At 66.8% G+C, this 19174-nt stretch carries 18 protein-coding genes; 13 read left to right on the top strand and 5 right to left on the bottom strand.

What is annotated here, in order from left to right; genetic code table 11:
• The first annotated feature begins 165 nt into the window (after positions 1-165).
• From ISP25_RS15435 to ISP25_RS15415, 5 genes are all read left to right on the top strand, one after another.
• Positions 166-2319, top strand: a complete 2154-nt coding sequence (locus ISP25_RS15435; RefSeq protein ID WP_404615135.1) for a DUF6600 domain-containing protein — start codon at positions 166-168, stop codon at positions 2317-2319.
• Between the two features lie 65 nt (positions 2320-2384).
• Positions 2385-2585, top strand: a complete 201-nt coding sequence (gene thiS / locus ISP25_RS15430; protein WP_404615133.1) for a sulfur carrier protein ThiS — start codon at positions 2385-2387, stop codon at positions 2583-2585.
• Between the two features lie 50 nt (positions 2586-2635).
• Positions 2636-3436 carry a thiazole synthase gene (locus ISP25_RS15425; protein ID WP_192158023.1) on the top strand — a complete coding sequence of 267 codons (801 nt, stop codon included), beginning with the start codon at positions 2636-2638 and terminating at the stop codon, positions 3434-3436.
• A 4-nt stretch (positions 3437-3440) separates the two neighbouring features.
• Entirely contained in the window at positions 3441-4175 is a 735-nt protein-coding gene (gene trmB, locus ISP25_RS15420; RefSeq protein ID WP_404615131.1) for a tRNA (guanosine(46)-N7)-methyltransferase TrmB, read from the top strand.
• A gap of 270 nt (positions 4176-4445) precedes the next feature.
• Complete coding sequence (locus tag ISP25_RS15415; RefSeq protein WP_192158019.1) at positions 4446-6287, top strand: SLC13 family permease; 1842 nt, start codon at positions 4446-4448, stop codon at positions 6285-6287.
• Positions 6288-6320: 33 nt separating this feature from the next.
• Here ISP25_RS15415 and ISP25_RS15410 read toward each other — a convergent pair whose 3' ends face one another.
• Complete coding sequence (locus tag ISP25_RS15410) at positions 6321-6677, bottom strand: Rieske (2Fe-2S) protein (protein WP_404615128.1); 357 nt, start codon at positions 6675-6677, stop codon at positions 6321-6323.
• A gap of 78 nt (positions 6678-6755) precedes the next feature.
• Here ISP25_RS15410 and ISP25_RS15405 point away from each other — a divergent pair, with 78 nt between their 5' ends.
• The 3 genes from ISP25_RS15405 to ISP25_RS15395 all read left to right on the top strand — a co-directional run bounded on the left by ISP25_RS15405 (position 6756) and on the right by ISP25_RS15395 (position 9568).
• The gene (locus ISP25_RS15405; RefSeq protein WP_404615126.1) at positions 6756-7028 is read left to right on the top strand and encodes a hypothetical protein; all 273 of its coding nucleotides are present in this window, start codon (positions 6756-6758) and stop codon (positions 7026-7028) included.
• A gap of 144 nt (positions 7029-7172) precedes the next feature.
• Positions 7173-8081 carry a drug/metabolite exporter YedA gene (gene yedA, locus ISP25_RS15400; RefSeq protein WP_404615124.1) on the top strand — a complete coding sequence of 303 codons (909 nt, stop codon included), beginning with the start codon at positions 7173-7175 and terminating at the stop codon, positions 8079-8081.
• A gap of 95 nt (positions 8082-8176) precedes the next feature.
• Complete coding sequence (locus ISP25_RS15395; protein WP_404616324.1) at positions 8177-9568, top strand: short-chain fatty acid transporter; 1392 nt, start codon at positions 8177-8179, stop codon at positions 9566-9568.
• Positions 9569-9644: 76 nt separating this feature from the next.
• Here the strand turns inward: ISP25_RS15395 and ISP25_RS15390 are convergent, their stop codons facing one another.
• The 4 genes from ISP25_RS15390 to ISP25_RS15375 form a co-directional block, all read right to left on the bottom strand.
• Positions 9645-10964, bottom strand: coding sequence for an ABC transporter permease (locus tag ISP25_RS15390; protein WP_404615122.1), 1320 nt, complete (start codon positions 10962-10964; stop codon positions 9645-9647).
• Between the two features lie 10 nt (positions 10965-10974).
• Entirely contained in the window at positions 10975-12141 is a 1167-nt protein-coding gene (locus tag ISP25_RS15385) for an ABC transporter permease (RefSeq protein ID WP_192158007.1), read from the bottom strand.
• Between the two features lie 10 nt (positions 12142-12151).
• Positions 12152-12838, bottom strand: a complete 687-nt coding sequence (locus ISP25_RS15380; protein WP_192158005.1) for an ABC transporter ATP-binding protein — start codon at positions 12836-12838, stop codon at positions 12152-12154.
• A gap of 69 nt (positions 12839-12907) precedes the next feature.
• Positions 12908-14155, bottom strand: coding sequence for an efflux RND transporter periplasmic adaptor subunit (locus ISP25_RS15375; RefSeq protein ID WP_404615120.1), 1248 nt, complete (start codon positions 14153-14155; stop codon positions 12908-12910).
• A 195-nt stretch (positions 14156-14350) separates the two neighbouring features.
• On the opposite strand from ISP25_RS15375, the gene ISP25_RS15370 reads away from it, so the two are divergent.
• The 5 genes from ISP25_RS15370 (at position 14351) to ISP25_RS15350 (ending at position 19165) form a co-directional block, all read left to right on the top strand.
• A complete protein-coding gene (locus tag ISP25_RS15370; RefSeq protein ID WP_404615118.1) occupies positions 14351-15037 on the top strand; it encodes a fumarylacetoacetate hydrolase family protein in 687 nt (228 codons plus the stop codon).
• Positions 15038-15266: 229 nt separating this feature from the next.
• On the top strand, positions 15267-15677 hold the full coding sequence (mscL, locus tag ISP25_RS15365; RefSeq protein WP_225578392.1) for a large-conductance mechanosensitive channel protein MscL: 411 nt from the start codon (positions 15267-15269) through the stop codon (positions 15675-15677).
• A 91-nt stretch (positions 15678-15768) separates the two neighbouring features.
• The gene (locus tag ISP25_RS15360; RefSeq protein ID WP_404615116.1) at positions 15769-17205 is read left to right on the top strand and encodes a M20/M25/M40 family metallo-hydrolase; all 1437 of its coding nucleotides are present in this window, start codon (positions 15769-15771) and stop codon (positions 17203-17205) included.
• 281 nt (positions 17206-17486) lie between these two features.
• A complete protein-coding gene (locus tag ISP25_RS15355; protein ID WP_404616323.1) occupies positions 17487-17675 on the top strand; it encodes a hypothetical protein in 189 nt (62 codons plus the stop codon).
• A gap of 128 nt (positions 17676-17803) precedes the next feature.
• Positions 17804-19165 carry a methyl-accepting chemotaxis protein gene (locus tag ISP25_RS15350; protein ID WP_192157997.1) on the top strand — a complete coding sequence of 454 codons (1362 nt, stop codon included), beginning with the start codon at positions 17804-17806 and terminating at the stop codon, positions 19163-19165.
• Positions 19166-19174: the final 9 nt, after the last annotated feature.

Below are 19174 nucleotides of genomic sequence, written 5' to 3'. Positions count from 1 at the left end.
GGCCCGCGGATGGTAACCGGGATGCGGCGCGGTGGGAATCGCCGCTCCCGGGTATCCGCCGGCTGAACCATGAGCGCTCCGGCACGGAAACCCAACAACGCGCGCTCCATGCCGTGCGCATAATTGTGCCGTCCCGCGCAATGCGGATGGAACCCGGAGACTTCGATGCGTGTGCTTGCTTTCTTGTGTGCCCCTGGGCGCCTCGGCTGGCGGTCGCTGGCCGCATTGCTCCTGTGCGCCGCAGCCACGCTGGCCCAGGCGCAATCCACCGACAACGGCGGCGACAACGGTGCACCGCCGGATCGCGTGGCTCGCCTGTCCTACGTCGGCGGCGATCTCGGCTTTCTGCCGGCCGGCAGCCAGGACTGGGCAGCGGCCGACCTCAACCGGCCACTGGCCACCGGCGATCGCCTCTCCACCGGAGACGGCGCGCGCGCGGAGCTGGAACTGGGCGGTGCCAGCCTGCGCATGGGCAGCGGCACCGACTTCGGCATGCTCAACCTCAACGACAACCTCGCGCAGGTGGAGCTCACGCAGGGCACGTTGAACCTCAGCGTGCGCAACCTCGATCAAGGGCAGAGCTACGAGATCGACACGCCCACCCTGGCGCTGGTGGTGAACCAGCCCGGCACCTATCGCATCGACGTGGACAACGACGGCAACGGCACGCGCGTCGTCGTATTCGAGGGCCAGGCCACGGTATACGGCGAGAACAGCGCACAACGCGACGTGTTCGCCGGACGCAGCTACCAGTTCGACGACGCGACGCTGGCGGCGTTTTCGATCACCGACTACGGCGGCGGCGACGCCTTCGACGCCTGGTGCAGCCAACGCGACCAGCGCTATGCGCAATCCGACGCCACGCGCTACGTTTCCGCCGACGTGGTGGGCTACCAGGATCTCGACCAGTACGGCAACTGGCAGGACTCGCCCGATTACGGCGCAGTCTGGTACCCCAACCAGGTACCCGCAGGCTGGGCACCTTACCGCGGGGGCCACTGGGCCTACATCGCGCCCTGGGGCTGGACCTGGGTGGACGACTCGCCATGGGGCTTTGCGCCGTACCACTACGGGCGCTGGGCTTATATCCGTGGCGCATGGGGCTGGATTCCCGGACCGCGGGCGACCCGCCCGGTGTACGCGCCAGCGCTGGTGGCCTTCGTGGGCGGCGGTGGCTGGAGCGTGTCCGTCGGCCTCGGCGGCGGCGCGCCGGTGGGCTGGTTCCCGCTGGGCCCGGGCGAGGTCTACAACCCCTGGTACCGCTGCGACCGTGCGTACTACCAGCGCATCAATACCGCCAACATCTACGTGCACAACGCAACGTACCGCAGCACGGTGATCAACAACATCAACAACCAGTACAACTTCTATCGCGAAGGCCGCGCACCGCAAGGCATCAACTATGCGAACCGCAGTGCCCCGCGCGGCTTTACCGCGATGCCCGGCTCGGCCTTCGCCGGTGGCCAGCGCGTGCAGCGCGACATGCTGCGCGTCGATCCGCGCCGGCTCGCCGCTGCGCCGGTGATGACCGCCGGCGTGACTGCGCTGCGCCCCACGCCGCGCGGCGTGGCGCAACCGATCAGCCCGCGGATGCGCCCGCTTCTCACCACCGACTTCCGCCGCAGCGTGGTGGCACGCACGCCGCCGCCGGCCGCGTTGCCGTCGGTCCACGCGAACTTCGCTCCGACGAACAGTCGTCCGGCTGCGCCATTCAACAATGTGCGCGTGCTGGACACGCAAACCGGCACGAACCGCGCCGCATCCATGCAGGGACGCCCGATACCCGGTCCGAATCCTTCTGCCGGATTGCCGAACGTGCGCCACGTGCAACCTGCTCCGCCGCAGGCGGATGCCTTGCCCTCGGCCCGCTTCGCACGCCCCGATGCGAACGCGGACGGACGCAACCTGCCCACGGTCGAACCGATCCGCCGTGCGCCAGCTGCGGAAACGCAGCCGCGACCCGGTGTGAGCTACATCTCCGGCCCGGAGCAGGCACGCCCACAGCCCGCCTATCGCGACAATACGTTGCCGCAACCGCCACGCTTCGAACGTGCGCCACAAAACTATGCACCGCCCCAAAACAACAACGCGCCGGCCAGCGTGCAGCCGCGCCAGCCAACCTACCAGCCGCAGGACCAGGCTCCGCAACGCTACGAGCAGCCGCGCCCGTCCTACCAGCCACCGAGCGATTTCGCCCGGCCTTACCCGCAGCAGCGCGAAGCACCACGCCCTGCCGCACAGCCGCAGTCGCAACCGCAGAAACACGCCGAGTCGTCGGGCAAGGCACCGCCACCGAGCAAGTCCGACCAGCAACACTGAGCTTCAAGGCTCTCCCCCTGAATTCAGGGGGAGAGCGATGCGTCGCCAGCCGCTACAATGGCCGCATGCAGATCACGCTCAACGGCCAGCCGCGCGATTGCGCGCCTTCCATCACCATTGCCCAGTTGCTGGAGGTCGCCGGTTACGGTGGCCGACGCGTGGCGGTGGAGCTGAACCGCGAAATCATCCCGCGCAGCCAGCACGCCAGCCACGCACTCGCCGAAGGCGACCAGGTCGAGATCGTCCACGCCATCGGCGGCGGTTGATCGCGCGCTGCCATTCGCCACCCCGCGGCCCATGCCGCTGAAGGCCATTCATGAATCTCAAGACCCTCGACGTCACCGATCCGCTGGTCATCGCCGGCACCACTTACGCCTCGCGCCTGCTCACCGGCACCGGCAAGTACAAGGATTTCGACGAGACCCGCGCGGCTTCCCAGGCAGCCGGCGCGGAAATCGTCACCGTGGCGATCCGCCGCGTGAACATCGGCCAGGACGCCAACACGCCCAGCCTGCTCGATGTGCTGCCGCCCAACGAATTCACCCTGCTGCCGAATACCGCCGGCTGCTACAACGCGGTGGACGCGGTGCGCACCTGCAAGCTGGCGCGCGAGCTGCTGGACGGCCACAAACTGGTAAAGCTGGAAGTGCTGGGCGACCAGAAGACCTTGTTCCCTGACGTGGTCGAGACGCTGAAGGCTGCCGAGATCCTCGTCGCCGACGGCTTCGACGTGATGGTGTACACCAGCGACGACCCGATCCTGGCGAAGAAGCTGGAGGAAATCGGCTGCGTCGCGGTGATGCCGCTGGCCGCGCCGATCGGCTCGGGCCTGGGCATCCAGAACCGCTACAACCTGCTGGAGATCGTGGAGAGCGCCAAGGTGCCGATCATCGTCGATGCCGGCGTAGGCACCGCGTCCGATGCCGCGGTGGCGATGGAACTGGGCTGCGACGGCGTGCTGATGAATACCGCCATCGCCGGCGCGAAGGATCCGGTGCTGATGGCGCACGCGATGAAGCTGGCGATCCAGGCCGGCCGCGCCGCGTTCAAGGCCGGCCGCATTCCGCGCAAGCGCTACGCGTCGGCATCCAGCCCGATCGACGGCACCATCGGTTGATTCCATGAGCGACACGCACGACCGCGACGGCGAACCCGACCACGACGGGCATCCGCATGTGATGCGCCGCATCCGCAGCTTCGTGCTGCGCGAGGGCCGCATGACGCCGGCACAGCAACGTGCCTTCGACGAACACTGGGCGCGCTTCGGCATCGACTACAGCGGCGGCGCGCAGGACTATGCCGCCCGCTTCGAACGCAACGCGCCGCTGGTGATGGAAATCGGCTTCGGCAACGGCGAGGCGCTGGCATGGGCCAGCGAGCACGATTCCGCGCGCGACTATCTCGGCATCGAGGTGCACGGCCCCGGCGTGGGCCGGCTGATGAACGCCCTGGCCGCGCGCGATGCGCGCAACGTGCGGCTCTACAAGCACGACGCGGTGGAAGTGCTGGAAAACGAGATCGCCCCCGGCACCTTGGCTGAGGCACGCATCTGGTTCCCCGACCCCTGGCACAAGAAGCGCCACAACAAGCGCCGCATCATCCAGCCTCCGTTCGTCGCCCTGCTCGCCTCGCGCATGGCACCCGGCGGCCTCCTGCACCTCGCCACCGACTGGCAGCCCTACGCCGAGCACATGCTTGAAGTGATGGAGGCCGCGCCCGACTGGCGCAACACCATTGCACCTGGCCAGTACGCCGAGAAGCCGGCATGGCGCATCGAGACCCACTTCGAGCGGCGCGGGCTGAAGCTGGGGCACGGGGTGTGGGATCTGCTCTACCGCCAAACTCCCATCAAATAAAAGCAATGCAGCCTCCGGCGGGGTTTCGTCAGCCCCGCTACCCCCTGTGGGAAGAAGGGGCGCGAAGGGTTACGCTGCGCGGTCCATCTCACAGCAAGCATCGTCGCAAAACGGCCCTTCACCCTGCCCTCCGGGGAAAGGGAAAAGCGACGATTCACCAGCCCTTGCGCCTCGCCACTTATACTTGTCCGACCCAGCCAGGGACGAGCTTCGCAGCGTGAATTCGCCACTGCCACTCCACGACTCGACGCCCCGGCGGGGAGCGCGCTGATGCCACTCGCGCTCACCCCCGAAATGATCCTGGTGCTCGGGCTGGTGGGCTTCACCATGCTGATGCTGGTGCTGGAGTGGATCCGCGCCGACATGGTGGCCTTGCTGGTGGTGGTGGTGATCGGCCTGACCGGCGTGATCCCTTCCGAACGGGTGTTCAACGGCTTCGCCGGCAACGCGGTGATCGCGATCATCGCGATCATGATCATGGGCGAGGGACTGGACCGCGCCGGCGTGCTCAACCTTACCGCGCACATGGTGATGAAACTGGCCAAGGGCATGGAGTCTCGCCTGGGTCTCGTCATCAACATCATGGCCAGCCTGTTCAGCGCGGTGATCCCCAGCCAGGCGCTGGCCGCGCTGATGATCCCGGTATCCAGCCGCCTTTCCGCGCGCACCGGCGTGCCGTTGTCGCGGCTGCTGTTGCCGATGGCGTTCTGCATCCTCACCGCCACTAACACCACACTGATCGCAAACTCCCCGTTGATCGTGCTGAACGACCTGATCGCCAGCGCGAACGCGAACCTGCTGCCCGGCGCGCACACCATCCCTAAGTTCGGCCTGTTCAGCGTGACCCCGGCCGGCCTGGCGCTGGCCCTGGTAGGCATCGGCTATTTCTACTTCTTCGGGCGCAAGCTGCTGCCCGGCCATGAGGACGAACGGCTGAAGGTGACGCCCGGTCGCACCGAGAGCTACTTTGCCGACACCTACGGCATCGCCGGCGAGACCTCCGAACTTACCGTCACCGCCGAAAGCCCGCTGGTAGGCATGAGCATCGGTGAGGCCGAGCAGTTGCACGACGCGCCGTTGATCCTCGCCATCAAGAGCGGCAACGAGTCGCGCATGGCGCCGCCAGCCGACCTGGTGATCTGGGTAGGCTCGGTACTCGGCGTGCTGGGCCCGCGCGAGCAACTCAACCGCTTCGCCAACAACCAGCTGTGCAAGCTTTCCACGCGCATGCGCCAGTTGAGCGAGTTGTTCAACCCGACGCGCGCGGGCATTTCCGAAGTGGTGATTCCGCCGGTGTCGCGCTTCATCAAGCAGACCGTCGGCAACCTGCGCCTGCGCAAGCGCTTCGGCATCTCGGTGCTGGCCGTGAACCGCGGCGACCAGGTGCTGCGCGACGACGTGCGCGCGGTGACGTTGCGCGCGGGCGATACCGTGGTGGTGCACAGCACCTGGCGCGACCTTTCGCTGGCGGCGGAAGACCGCGACCTCGTGGTGGTCACCGACATCCCCAAGGATGAGCAGCGTCCCGGCAAGGTCTGGCAGGCGGTGGGCTTCTTCGTGCTGGCCAAGTGCCTCGCGCTGTTCACCAACCTCGATCTCTCGGTGGCGATGATGTGCGGCGCGGTGGGCATGCTGCTGTCGGGCGTGCTGAACATGGACGAGGCCTACAAGGCGATCAACTGGAAGACCATCTTCGTCACCGCCTGCCTGATCCCGCTGGGCTGGTCGATGGACGCCACCGGCACCGCCGCGTGGCTGGCGCAGTACGTGCTGCACTACCTCGGCCACGCCTCGCCGTGGGTGCTGCAGCTCACCCTCGCCGTGCTGACGCTGCTGTTCTCGCAGGTGATGTCCAACGTGGGCGCCACGGTGATGATGGTGCCCATCGCGATCTCGGTGGCGGTTGCCACCGGCGGCAATCCGTCGGCCTACGCGCTGATCGTGGCGGTGTCCTCGTCCAACACGTTCCTGCTCAGCTCCGGCCATCCCGCGCTGATGATGGTCACCGGCCCCGGCGGCTACCGCGGCAAGGATTTCCTGCGCGTGGGCGCGCCGCTGACGCTGGCGATGCTGATTGTCACCCTGGTCTCGATCAACCTGCTTTTCAGCTGAGAAGGGCAGCTAAAAGCCTGCGCGCTTCTGCAATCAAGGGCGGTCGCGAAGGACAAGCCATACCTCGCCGTCGCGCAGTTCCACCCCCAGCGCGTGCAAGTGCTCGCCGCGGCACGGGCCGGCCACGCAGGCGCCATCGTTGCGATCGAAGCTCGCGCCGTGGACGGCGCAGATCAACAGTTCGTCCTTGAGCAGGAACATGCCCGGTGCGTAGTCCAGCCGACGACCCGCATGCGGGCAGATGTTGAGCCAGGCGCGCAACTCGTCGCCGCGGCGTACGACGATCACGCTTTCGCCACCAACTGCCGCCACGCCTTCGATCGCGGTGGCGCCGCCGTCGGGAACTTCGTCCAGGCGACATAGCAAGGTGGCGGGGGAAAGGGTATCCATCGGCACTTGTCCTGCGGGCCAGATGGCCTCATCGTTGCTCACGTAAGTCATTGATTTTAGCACACGGATTTTTAACACATGCGCCTCAACCTGCCCTCGCCCCGTCGTTTCCGCCACCCGCTGGCGCGCGCCCTGTCATTGCTGGTTGGCGTGGCCGTGGTAGGCGTGCTGCTGGTGTTCGGGCTGGCCTTGGCCGGCGTGCTGCTGCTTGGCGGCGGCGTGTGGCTGGCGTGGCGCCAGTGGCGGAGGCCGCGCATGCCCGCGAACTCGGCGACCCAGCCTGGCAAGCCGGCGCCGGAGGTGCTGGAAGGCGAGTTCGTGGTCATCCGCCAGGGGCCTGTCGCGCACTGATCCGCGAGCGCATCCGATGCACAATGCCGCACCGGGATCGGGCTCGTTGTGGCCCGATATGCCATACCGTTGCTGTCACTCGGCACGCGCCTCATCCATCATGCGCAGCATCGCCGACACCGCGATGCCCCACGCCGAGTCCCCATGAACGATGCCACCGCTCCCGGCGCGATAGATGCCGCGACCGACCATTCCCGCCTGCTGCTGCCACTGAGCATGCTGGTGCTGTACGTGATCTGGGGCTCGACCTACCTCGGCATCCGTTTCGCCCTGGAGAGCTGGCCACCGTTTTTGCTCGTCGGCGTGCGCCTCCTGATTGCCGGCACGCTGCTGTTCGGCTTCCTGCGCCTGCGCGGCGTGGCCTTACCCACACCGCGGCAGTGGCGCAACGCGGCGGTCACCGGCGTGCTGCTGCTTGGCATCAGCAACGGCATGATGAGTTTCTCCGAGCAATACGTAAGCTCGGGCATCACCGCCGTCGCGCTGGCCAGCATGCCGCTGTTCGCCACGCTGTTCGGCATCGGGTATGGCCATCGACCAAATCGCCGCGAAGCCCTGGGCCTCGTGGTCGGTTTCGCGGGCGTGATCGTGCTCAACCTCGGCAGCTCGCTCGCCGGTTCGCATATCGCTGCGCTGGCATTGTTGCTCGGTGCAGCGGCGTGGGCCTTCGGGTCGGTGTGGAGCAAGCAGCAGGACATGCCGACCGGCCCGATGAACACCGCCGCGCAGATGCTGTGCGGCAGCGCGGCGCAATTCGTCATGGGCTTCGGCGGTGGCGAGCACCTGCCGGCGCACGTCACGCTGCGTGCCGGCCTGGCGATGGCCTATCTCGTGGTGTTCGGGTCGCTGATCGGCTTCAGCGCATTCCTCTATGCGCTCAAGCACGCGCGTCCCGCGCTTGCCACCAGCTATGCCTACGTGAACCCGCCGGTGGCGGTGCTGCTTGGCGTGCTGCTGGCGGGCGAGCACATCAGCCCCTCCGGAATCGTGGGCATGATGGTCATCCTGCTTGGCGTCGCGGCAATCATGACCGCACATAGGCGACGCAACTGATCGACCATTGTCGGCTTGCCTCGCCTGCGCAACGCACGTCACCATGCCGGCGACAACGCGAGGGGGACCGCATGAATGCGACGAACGAAGGCCTGATGGCGCGCTTGGCGCTGCGCAGCGCGGCTTGGTCGGAGCGCTGGTTCCCCGACGCATGGGTGTTCGCGGCGCTGGGCGTGGTGATCGTGGCGATCGCAGCGCTGGCTTTCGGCGCGACGCCCGTTGCCGCCGTCAATGCGTTCGGCGATGGCTTCTGGAGCCTGATCCCTTTCACCATGCAAATGGCTTTCGTGGTGATCGGTGGTTACGTGGTGGCCACCGCACCAGTGGTGGCGCGCTTCATCGACCTCCTCGCGCGGGCGCCGAAGAGCGGGCGCGGCGCGATCTGTTACGTGGCTCTGGTGAGCATGCTGGCTTCGCTGCTGTCGTGGGGCTTCTCGCTGGTGTTCGGCGGTCTGCTGGTGCGCGCGCTGGCGCGACGCGAGGAGCTGCACATGGACTACCGCGCAGCCGGCGCGGCGGCGTATCTCGGCCTCGGCGCGGTGTGGGCGATGGGCCTCTCTTCGTCCGCGGCGCAACTGCAGGCCAATCCAGCCAGCATGCCGCCCGGCCTGCTCGCAATCACCGGCGTGCTGCCGTTCACCAGCACCATCTTCTTGTGGCAGTCCTTCGCGCTCACCGCCTGCCTGATCGGCGCTTCGCTGCTGGTGTGCTGGTTCACCGCGCCGTCGAAACTCAACGCGCGCACCGCGCGCGATTTCGGCGTGACCGAAGCTGCCGCCGTACCGGACCTGCCACCGCGCCAGCGTCCCGGTGAGTGGTTGGAATACAGCCCGCTGCTGGCGGTGCTGATCGGCCTGCTGGGCCTGGGCTGGCTCGGCCACGAGTTCGCCACCAAGTCGGTGGTGAGCGCCATTGCCAACCTCAACACCTACAACTTCCTGTTCCTCACGGTGGGCCTGCTACTGCACTGGCGTCCGCGCAGCTTCCTCGACGCGGTGGCACGCTCGGTGCCGAGTACCGCCGGTGTGCTGATCCAGTTTCCGCTGTACGGCGGCATCGCCGCCCTGCTCACCCATGCGCAGGGCGCAGGCGGCGCGACGCTGGCGCACCGGCTGTCGCAGTTGTTCGTGCACGTGGCCAGCACCGACAGCTTCCCCGCGGTGATGGGCGCGTATTCCGCCATCCTCGGCTTCTTCGTGCCGTCCGGCGGCGGCAAGTGGCTGGTGGAGGCACCCTACGTGATGCAGGCGGCGAAGGATCTGCACGTGCACCTCGGCTGGGCGGTGCAGGTGTACAACGCCGCCGAGGCGCTGCCCAACCTGATCAATCCGTTCTGGATGCTGCCCCTGCTCGGCGTGCTCGGCCTCAAGGCGCGCGACGTGGTGGGCTACACCTTCATGCAGCTCGCCGTGCACGTACCGCTGGTGCTCGGCTTGCTGTGGCTGCTGGGCTTGACGCTGCAGTACGTGCCGCCGGTAATGCCGTAGGAGCGCGCTCTGTGCGCGAATGGCTCTTGGCGAAGAGCGTTCGCGCACAGGGTGCGCTCCTACAGTCGACGTCCGATCACAGTTCACGCAACGCCGTGGTCACCGGCAATCGCGCGGCGCGCACGGCGGGGAACAGGCCACCGACAAAGCCGATCGCCAATGCCCACTTCAGGCCCGTCCAGAGCAGCTTGGGCGTCACTGCCAACTGGAAGCTGAGCTTGCCTACCGTGCCGGCGGCCAGGGTGGAGGCGCCGTAGCCATTGAAGATCAGCCACGCCAGCGCACCACCGATGACGCCGCCGAGCAAGGCCAGCAGCATGGTCTCCAGCATTACCGCCACCACCACCGGCAGGCCGCGGAAGCCGATCGCGCGCAGCGTGGCGATCTCGCGGGCACGTGTGGCCACCGCGGCGAACATGGTGTTGAGCGCACCGAACATCGCGCCGATCGCCATGATCAGACCCACCGTGATGCCCATGATGCGGATCACCGTGGTCATGCCTTCGGATTGCTTGGCGTAGTAGGCCAGCGTGGTATCCGTATCCACCTTCAGCTGCGGGTTCGCCGCCAGTGCGGCCTTGAACGCATCGAACGCCTGCGGATTGGCGAGTTTCGCCACGACCGAGGCGCGGCTGCTGCCACGGCGGTAGGTGTCGGCCACCACGTTGGCGTCGCCCCACACTTCCGAATCCATCGCATCGCCAGAGGCGAACACGCCCACCACGGTCCACAACTGGCTGCCGAGGCGTACCTGATGGCCAGGCACCAGGCCGGCAAACTGTTGCGCTGCGCCCTTGCCCACATCGAGTTCGCGCATACCCGGGTTGAACTTGCGTCCCTCGACTATCTTCACCTGTGGCCGCACCGCCCAGGCCTCGTCGCCCACGCCGCGCAACTGCACGCTGCCTTCGTCGTCGGCGCTGCCGCCTTTCAACGGCAGGTTGGCGGCGACCACCAGCTCGGGCGAGGCCAGCGGCTGTCCCTTGGCATCGCGCGCAATACCCGGCGTCTGCACGACCTGCACGATGCTGTCGTGATCGAGCACCGACATCACCTCGGAAGCCGAAGCACCGCGCATCACCATGGCAGTGTCCGCATTGCCGGTCTTGAGCAAGGTCTGGCTATAACCCTCACCCATCGCCAGCAACGCCACCAGCACGCCGACCACGCCGGCGATGCCGATCACGATCACCGCAGACGAGCCCAGCCGCTGGCGCAAGGTACTGACACCTACGCCGGTGACCGAAGCAGCTTGTCGGCCTCGGCGAGTGAACGCCATCCACAGCGCACCGAGCGCCGCCAGCACCACAACGGCCGGCCACGGCAGTTTCACCCAGATCGCCAGTGCCACGGCGAGCGCGATCAGCAGGGACAGATTGATCAGGAATTTCTTCATGGCTCGCTCCTCAACGCCCGGCCAGCGCATCGACAATGTTGAGTCGCATCGCGCGCACTGCCGGCAGCGCGCCCACCAGCAGGCCGATCAGCACCATCAGCACCAGACCCAGCACCCAGCTACCGGCGCCCACAGTCGGCAGGTTGAGCATGCCGCCGCTGTGCGCGCTGACGCCGGGGATCAGCACCGCGGCCAGCCCCAGCCCGACCACGCCGCCGATCAGCAGCAGCAGCACCGATTCGGCCAGCACCATCGCCAGCACGCTGCGGCTGGAGAAGCCGATCGTCTTCAGCACCGCGAGTTCGGACGTGCGCTCACGCACCGCCTGCATCATGGTGTTGCCGGACAGCAGAAGCAGGGTGAAGAACACCGCGCCCATGATCGAGCCCACGATCAGGCCGATGTCGGCGAGCTGCTTCATCCAGTTCGCGGTGGCGGCCTGCTCGGTCTGCGTACGCGTCTCGTGGTCGGAGTTCGTCGACAAGGCATCGATCGCCCGGGCCACGCGGTCGGCCTGGTTCACGTCGGCCACGCGGGTGACGTACCAGCCCACCGTGCCGCGGTTGTACGGCGTCGTCTCGTCGAAGTACTTCCAGTGCAGCAGGAACATCTGGTCGTAGAAGCCCGCGGACTTCTTGTCCTTCGCGTGCATGATGCCGACGATGTCGAAGGTCCAGGTCTTGTTGCCGCTCTTGTCCGGGAAGATCGTGGACTGCATCGGGATCTTGTCGCCCACCTTCCAGTGGAAGCGCTCCGCCAGCGTCTCGCCGACGAGTGCCCCGGTGCGCAAGTCGTCGAACGCCTTGCGTTGGGCGGGATCCACTTGGATCTCGGGATAGGCATCCAGATAGTTCGGCGCCACCGCGAAGCTGAAGACCTGGTTGTGCGGGTCCTGGTAGGCGCCGCCGAACCAGTTTGCGTATGTCACCATCTTCACGCCCGGCACCTGGGCGATCTGCGCACCCAGCGACTGCGGCAGGGTCTGGATGAAGGAGAGTTTCGAGCCGGTCTGCAGGCGCTCGGCGCCGTTTGCGCTCTGCCCGGCCTGATCGAACGAGGTGCGTACCGCGTCCAGCATGCCGAACAGCAGGAACGCCGCGACGATCGACACCAGGGTGAGGATGGTGCGGGTCTTGCGCCGGAACAGCGCGGCCCAGACGAGATGAAAGTATTTCATGGCGTCGTCCTCAAGCCGTCACTTGTTCGACGAGGGTGCCCTTGTCCAGATGCAGAGTGTGGTTGGCGTACTCGGCAGCCTTGGGATCGTGGGTGACCATCACGATGGTCTTGCCGTGCTCGCGGTTGAGCGTGCGCAGGAGACCGAGCACATCCTCGGCGGACTGGCGGTCGAGGTCGCCGGTAGGTTCGTCGCAGACCAGCAGGGTGGGATCGGAGACGATCGCGCGGGCAATCGCCACACGCTGCTGCTGGCCGCCGGACAGTTCGCTGGGCTTGTGCGAGGCCCGCTCGGCCAGCCCCACCAATTGCAGCGCAATGGCCGCGTTCTTCTTACGCTGTGCACCCGAGAGTTTGGTCAGCAGCAAGGGCAGTTCCACGTTCTTCTGCGCACTCAGCATCGGCATCAGGTTGTAGAACTGGAACACGAAGCCGACGTTGGACGCACGCCACTTCGCCAGCGCGCCGCCGCCCAGCTGGTCGATGCGCGAACCGCCCACGCTGATGCTGCCGGCACTGGGCGAATCGAGGCCGCCGATCAGGTTGAGCAAGGTGGTCTTGCCCGAACCGGACGGCCCCATCAGCGCGAGAAAGTCGCCTTCGGCGATGTCGAGGTTGATGTGGTGCAGTACCTCGACCTTCTGCTTGCCGCGCGCGTAGACCTTGGAAAGGTCGCGGATCTGGATCAGTGTGTCCATGGCATTGCTCCGTGGATATTGGCCGGATGGATGGAGGCAGATACGTGCCCGCTCGCGCAGGCACGGCAATCAGGGAGATGATTTTTCCGTCTGGACGTCCGCGCCGTCGCGCAGCTCGGCCGGCGGCGACAGCACCACCGCGTCGCCCGCCTGCAACGCATCGGGTATCAGTTTCATGTCGCCGTAGCTCTGCGCCGCCGGCTGTACCGCACGCAGTTGTACCTTGCCGCCGGCAACCACGAACACCACGCTGCGCCCGTCGCGCTGGGCGATCGCCTTTGCTGGCACCAGCACGCCCTTGGGTGCCTGCGCCACGCTCGTCGCTTTCTGTTCGAGGAAGGACACCCGCACGCCCATGTCGGGCACGATGCGCGCATCTTTCTGCTCCATCGCCACGCGTACCTTCACCGTGGCCTTGCCGCGGTCGGCGGCGGGCACGATGGCGATCACATGGGCAGGAATCTTCCAGTCCGGGTAGGCATCGAGCACCGCTTCGGCAGGCATGTCCGGCTTCACGCGGCCGATATAGGCCTCGTTGACGTCCACGTCCACTTCCAGCGAATCCATGTCGACGATGGTGCCGATGCCAGTGCGGGTGAAGCCGCCGCCGGCGGAGAACGGCGAGACGATCTCGCCCACCTGGGCGTCCTTGGTGGTGATGACGCCGTCGAACGGCGCGCGGATCACGCAGTAGTCGAAATTGACCTGCGCCTCGACCACCTGCGCATCGGCCGACGCCGCGGTCTTCTGCTGTGAGACAAGCTGGGCGCGCGTACTGTCGGCGAGTGTGCGCGCCTGCTCGGCCGTCTGCTTTGATACCAGTCCCTGCTCGGCCAGCGACTGCTGGCGCGCGGCATCGCGCAGGTTCTGCGCCAGTTGGACCTGGTATTGCGCAACCAGCGCATGCGTGGCGGCAGCCTGCGTCCGTGCCGCGTCCAACGCAGCCTTGTAGGCGCTGTCGTCCAACTGGGCCAGCACCTGGCCGTTTTTCACATGGTCGCCTTCCTCGATCCGCACCTCGGTGAGCGTGCCGGTGATCTGCGCCGACACCGTGGCCTGTCGACGTGCGGTGACGTAGCCGGTGGCCTGCAGCACGGCACCGGCACCGGGGTCACTGGCCGGCGATACCGCGGCCACGGTCTGCACTGGGATGGCGCGATGCCCACCCACCCACCATGTGCCGGCGCCGATCAGCGCCAGCAACACCACGACCGCCAGCACGATCCACGGCCAGCGCGCCGGGCCCTGGCGATGGTCGTCGCGCTGGTGTTTTTCGATACGCAGTTCCTTCAGCAACTCGGCTTGGCTCACCGTCATCCCCGTGACTCCGTGATGCGCGACACCGTAGCGCTCCCGGGCCATCGCGGCCACGGGTGGTTATCAGCCATCGACGATGACAGATGTCATCCCGTCCGTGCAAACATGTGCCGGACGCAGGATCCACACGCTGCTCGACATCCTGGCGCGACCCGGTAAGGATTGGACCGACAGCTACCCGCTAGGCTCTCGCACATGAACTACGTCATCGCCCCGCCTGTTCCTACCAGCCTGCCGGTCCTCGGCGACACCTTGCGCTTCCCGATCCGCCGCGTGTTCTGCATCGGCCGCAACTACGCCGAGCACGCGAAGGAAATGAGTGCCCCGGTGGAAAGCGGGCGACCCATGTTTTTCTGCAAGCCGGCGGATGCCGTGGTGGCCGACGGCAAGGACGTCCCCTATCCGACCCTCACGAACGAGCTCCATCACGAAGTGGAGATGGTGCTCGCCCTGGGCGCCGGCGGCCGCGATGTGCCGGTGGAACATGCCGCCGCGCTGGTGTGGGGCGTAGGCGTTGGGTTGGATCTCACCCGCCGCGACTTGCAGGCACAGGCCAAGGCCAAGGGCCATCCCTGGGACGTGGCCAAGGCCTTCGACCATTCCGCGCCAGTGTCGGCACTGCGGCCGGTGGCGGGTGCGCTGCCCGGCCCGGATACCGAGCTTCGGCTCACGGTGAATGGCGCCATGCGCCAGCACGCGCCATTGGGCGAAATGATCCACGACGTGCCGCACATCCTCGCCGCGCTGTCCACGCTGTTCGAACTGCAACCCGGCGACCTGGTGTTCACCGGCACACCCGCCGGCGTGGCGGCGCTGGAGCGCGGCGACCATGTCCGCGCCGAGTTGGCCGGCTACGCCGAGCTGGATTGCCGGATCGTCTGATCCGCCTGTGGCTTGCCTTGCCGTGGCTGCCATCCGGCAGCGCGGCCTGGCTTGCCCGCCAAGCAAGCACTGCGCCAAGCACTGCCATCTGTCGGTTTCGGCAAGGCCACACGGCTTCGTGGAGCCTCGGACAAACCCGGAATCTGCCGGCGTCACTGATGCCGAAACTGTGCGTGCTGCGCTAGAGTTTCCCGGCCATCCGGCTCGTCACCATCGGGGAGTAGCACCAATGAGCATGCTGCAGGAATTCAAGGCGTTTGCCATGCGCGGCAATGTGCTGGACATGGCCGTCGGTATCGTGATCGGCGGCGCGTTCGGCAAGATCGTCAGCTCGCTGGTCAGCGACGTCATCATGCCGCCGATCGGCGTACTCACCGGTGGCATCGACTTCTCGGCGATGAAGTGGGTGCTCAAGCCTGCCGACGACAGCGACCCCAAGCACAAGATCGCCGAAGTGGCGATCAACTACGGCAGCTTCATCAATACCATCATCACCTTCATCATCGTTGCCTTCGCGATCTTCATGCTCATCAAGGTGATGAACCGGCTGCAGAAGAAGAAGGAGGAGGCTCCCGCCGCGCCGCCGGCCGACGTGGTCCTGCTCACCGAAATCCGCGATCTGCTGAAGAACAGGCAGTAAATCCCGCACCGCGCGGCCACACGCCGCAGACACGCCGTGTGCGAACCCATGGTTCGCCGCGGCGTCATGCCCCACGAAAAAGGAAACATTCATGCGCCATCACGCTTCCACCCTGCTCGCCGCCAGCCTGCTGCTTGCCGCAGGCGCCGCCAGCGCCGCCGACACCACCATTCCCGCCTCGGCGGTAAAGACGGCTGAACAATTGCGCGACAGGGCGCTCAATGACGGCACGGCCTATGCCGTACTGCAGTCGCTGACCACCGAAGTCGGTCCGCGGCTGGCCGGTGGCTCCAACGACCAGCCCGGTCGCGATTGGGCGGTGGCGAAATTCAAGGCGCTGGGCTTCGACAAGGTCTACACCGAGCCGGCAACCTATCCGTTGTGGGTGCGCCGCCATGAGAGCGGCTCCATCGTGGCGCCGTTCCCGCAGCATCTCGTGCTCACCGCGCTGGGCTATTCCCCTGGCACGCCCAAGGGCGGCCTCACCGCGCAGGTGATCGCTTTCGACAGCATCGCGGCGCTGAAGGCCGCCGATCCGGCCACGATCAAGGGCAAGATCGTTTACGTCGGCTACCGCATGCAGCGCAGCCAGGACGGCCACGACTACGGCATGGGTTCGATGGTGCGCGTGGCCGGTCCGGTGATCGCCGCCTCGAAAGGCGCGGCAGGCTACCTGTTGCGCTCGGCTGGCACCGACGCGCACGAGCGCATCGCCCACACCGGCGTCACCGGCTTCCGCGACCCGTCCAAGGCGATCCCTGCCGCGGCGCTTTCCAATCCCGACGCCGACCAGCTCGAACGCGAACTCGCCTATGGCAAGCCGGTGTCGGTGCAGCTCGACCTCGACTGCGGCATCGTTGGCGAATACACCGGCGCCAACGTGATCGGCGAGATCACCGGCAGCAAGCATCCCGAGCAGGTCGTCGCCATTGGCGGCCATCTGGACTCCTGGGATCCGGGCACCGGCGCCATCGACGACGGCGCCGGCGTTGCCATCTCGATGGCCGCCGCCAAGCTGATCCACGACCTGCCGCAACGCCCCGACCGCACCATCCGCGTGATCGCCTTCGCCAACGAGGAAATGGGCCTGTGGGGCGCGCGCGCCTACGCCGACAGGCACGCCAAGGAAGTGACGGACTTCATGCTCGGCACCGACTCCGACCTCGGCGCCGGCAAGGTGTACCGCATCAGCGCCAGCGTGAAGCCAGGGGCGCGGCACGCCATCGAGCAGATCGCCGACGTGCTCAAGCCGCTGGGCGTGGCCTACGACCCCAGGCGTCCCGGCGGCGGCGGTTCCGACCTCGGCGCCATGCACGCCAAGGGCATGGCCGCGCTCACCCTCGACCAGGACGCGACGCATTACTTCGACTGGCACCACACCAGCAACGACACGCTGGACAAGGTCGACCCCAAGGAGCTGGCGCAGAACGTGGCCGCGTATGCGGCGTGGTCGTACATGGCGGCGCAGGCGGACGGCGACTTCGGATCGGCGCCGGGAGCCTTTGCCGGAGATGGCGCGGAGGAATAAGGCCCGCTTCCCGATACGACGTGCCCATGCCCGTGCGCGCATACCGGGACTTGGCCATGCAGGAGGCCGTCGACGGCGCTTGCCGGTTGCCCGGCGGGTCATCGCACGCAGGCAGCGCGCGGCGGCTAGCCGGGCTGGCAGGATGGCGCTCATGGAGGTTTGCGCCGTTCGACCAGGCCGGCGTTGCAAGCCTGCTGCCCGGAGATCGCGCGTCAGTCAACGCAACGATCTGAAGCCGAGGTTGATTTGCACCACAACTCGGCAACGATGCCCGCACCGCCCTGAAGCATGCCGCGGCCAACGGCTCGCTGGACCTGATCAAGGCACTGCTGGACGCCGGCGCCGACCCGTACCAGGCCGATACCAAAGGCCACCGCGCTATCGACTACCTGCTGGGCTACGGCCCAACCCCGCCGAATTCCCGTTTGAACGAGCGCCAACGTCAGCGGGCCGCACAATGGTTGTTCTGATGCATGCCGGGGCCGGTACCAGGGCTGTTTGCCGGGAAGGAACCTGGCAACGGTAAAAGCGCTCAAGTCCGGCGCACTGCCGCCGTTAGCGCAGAGATAGGGACAACCTGCGTACCAGGGGGGATTGCGTGGCTACTACCTTGTATTCCCTGTTCGACCGCCTGCGTGGTTTGCGGCAACTGTGGCTCGACCAGCGCGAGCGCCATGAACTGATCGGCCGCCTCGCAGCCATCGACCGCGAGCAGGCGGTGATCGAGTTTGCGCCGGATGGCACCATCCTCGACGCCAACGACAACTTCCTCCGTTGCTTCGGATACAGCCGCGAGCAGGTCGTCGGCCAGCACCATCGCATGTTCGTGCTTCCTGACGAAAGCGACAGCGACGCCTATCGCGAGTTCTGGCAGCGACTGGGCAGCGGCCAGCACGACAGCGGCGTGTACCGCCGCATCGATGCCAACGGGCGCGAGGTGTGGATCCAGGGCAGCTACAGCCCGATACGCGATCCGCTCGGACGCGTGCGTCGCGTGATCAAGCATGCCACCGACGTCACCGCCCAGCGCCTTGCGGCGGCGGAGATGGCGAGTCGCCTCGCCGCCATCGATCGCGCGCAGGCGGTCATCACCTTCGATCTCGACGGCGTCGTGCAGGAAGCCAACGACAATTTCCTCGCCGTGATGGGCTACCGGCGCGACGAGGTGGTCGGCCAGCACCATCGCATGTTCGTCGAACGGAAGGAACGCGAAAGCTCGGCCTATCGCGACTTCTGGATACGTCTGCACCGGGGCGAGTACAACTCCGGCTTGTTCCAGCGCGTGCGCCGCGACGGCAGCCCGGTATGGCTGCAGGCCAGCTACAACCCCATCCTCGATGCCTCGGGCCAGCCGCACAAGGTGGTCAAGCTCGCCACCGACGTGACCCGCCAGACGCTGGCCGCGCAGGCGCTGCGCCGTTCGGTCGAAGAGCTCAATGCCACGGTGCCCGCGATCGCCGGCGAGGCGCAGACCGCCAACAAGCTGGCCTCTGAAGCCAATGAGAGTGCCAACGCCGGCAGCGCATTGGTGGCACGCTTGGTCACCGACATCGCCGACATCAACCGGCACTCCAGGGACATGACCGAAATCATCTCGGTGATGAACTCGATCGCCTTCCAGACCAATATCCTCTCCCTCAACGCCGCAGTGGAAGCCGCGCATGCCGGCGAACTTGGCAAGGGCTTCGCCGTGGTGGCGCAGGAAGTGCGCGCGCTGGCGCAACGCAGCGCCGAGTCCGCCAAGGACATCCACTCCCTGGTGCAAAGCACCACCGATGCCGTGACCAGTTGCGCCAACCATGCCGAACGCGCCGGCCACGCGATGCAGGCCATCACCGGCTCGTCGACCCAGGTCGGCCATTTGATCCGGCAGATCGCCGACGATGCCCGTGCACAGGCCAATGGCCTGGCGCAGGCCAGCCGCACCATTGCCGAACTGCAGGCAGGTGCAGCCGACTGAATGACGCCC

The organism is Rhodanobacter hydrolyticus, assembly GCF_044904645.1.
Note: the sequence above shows the minus strand (reverse complement) of the source record. Positions and strands in the feature narration are given on the sequence as shown.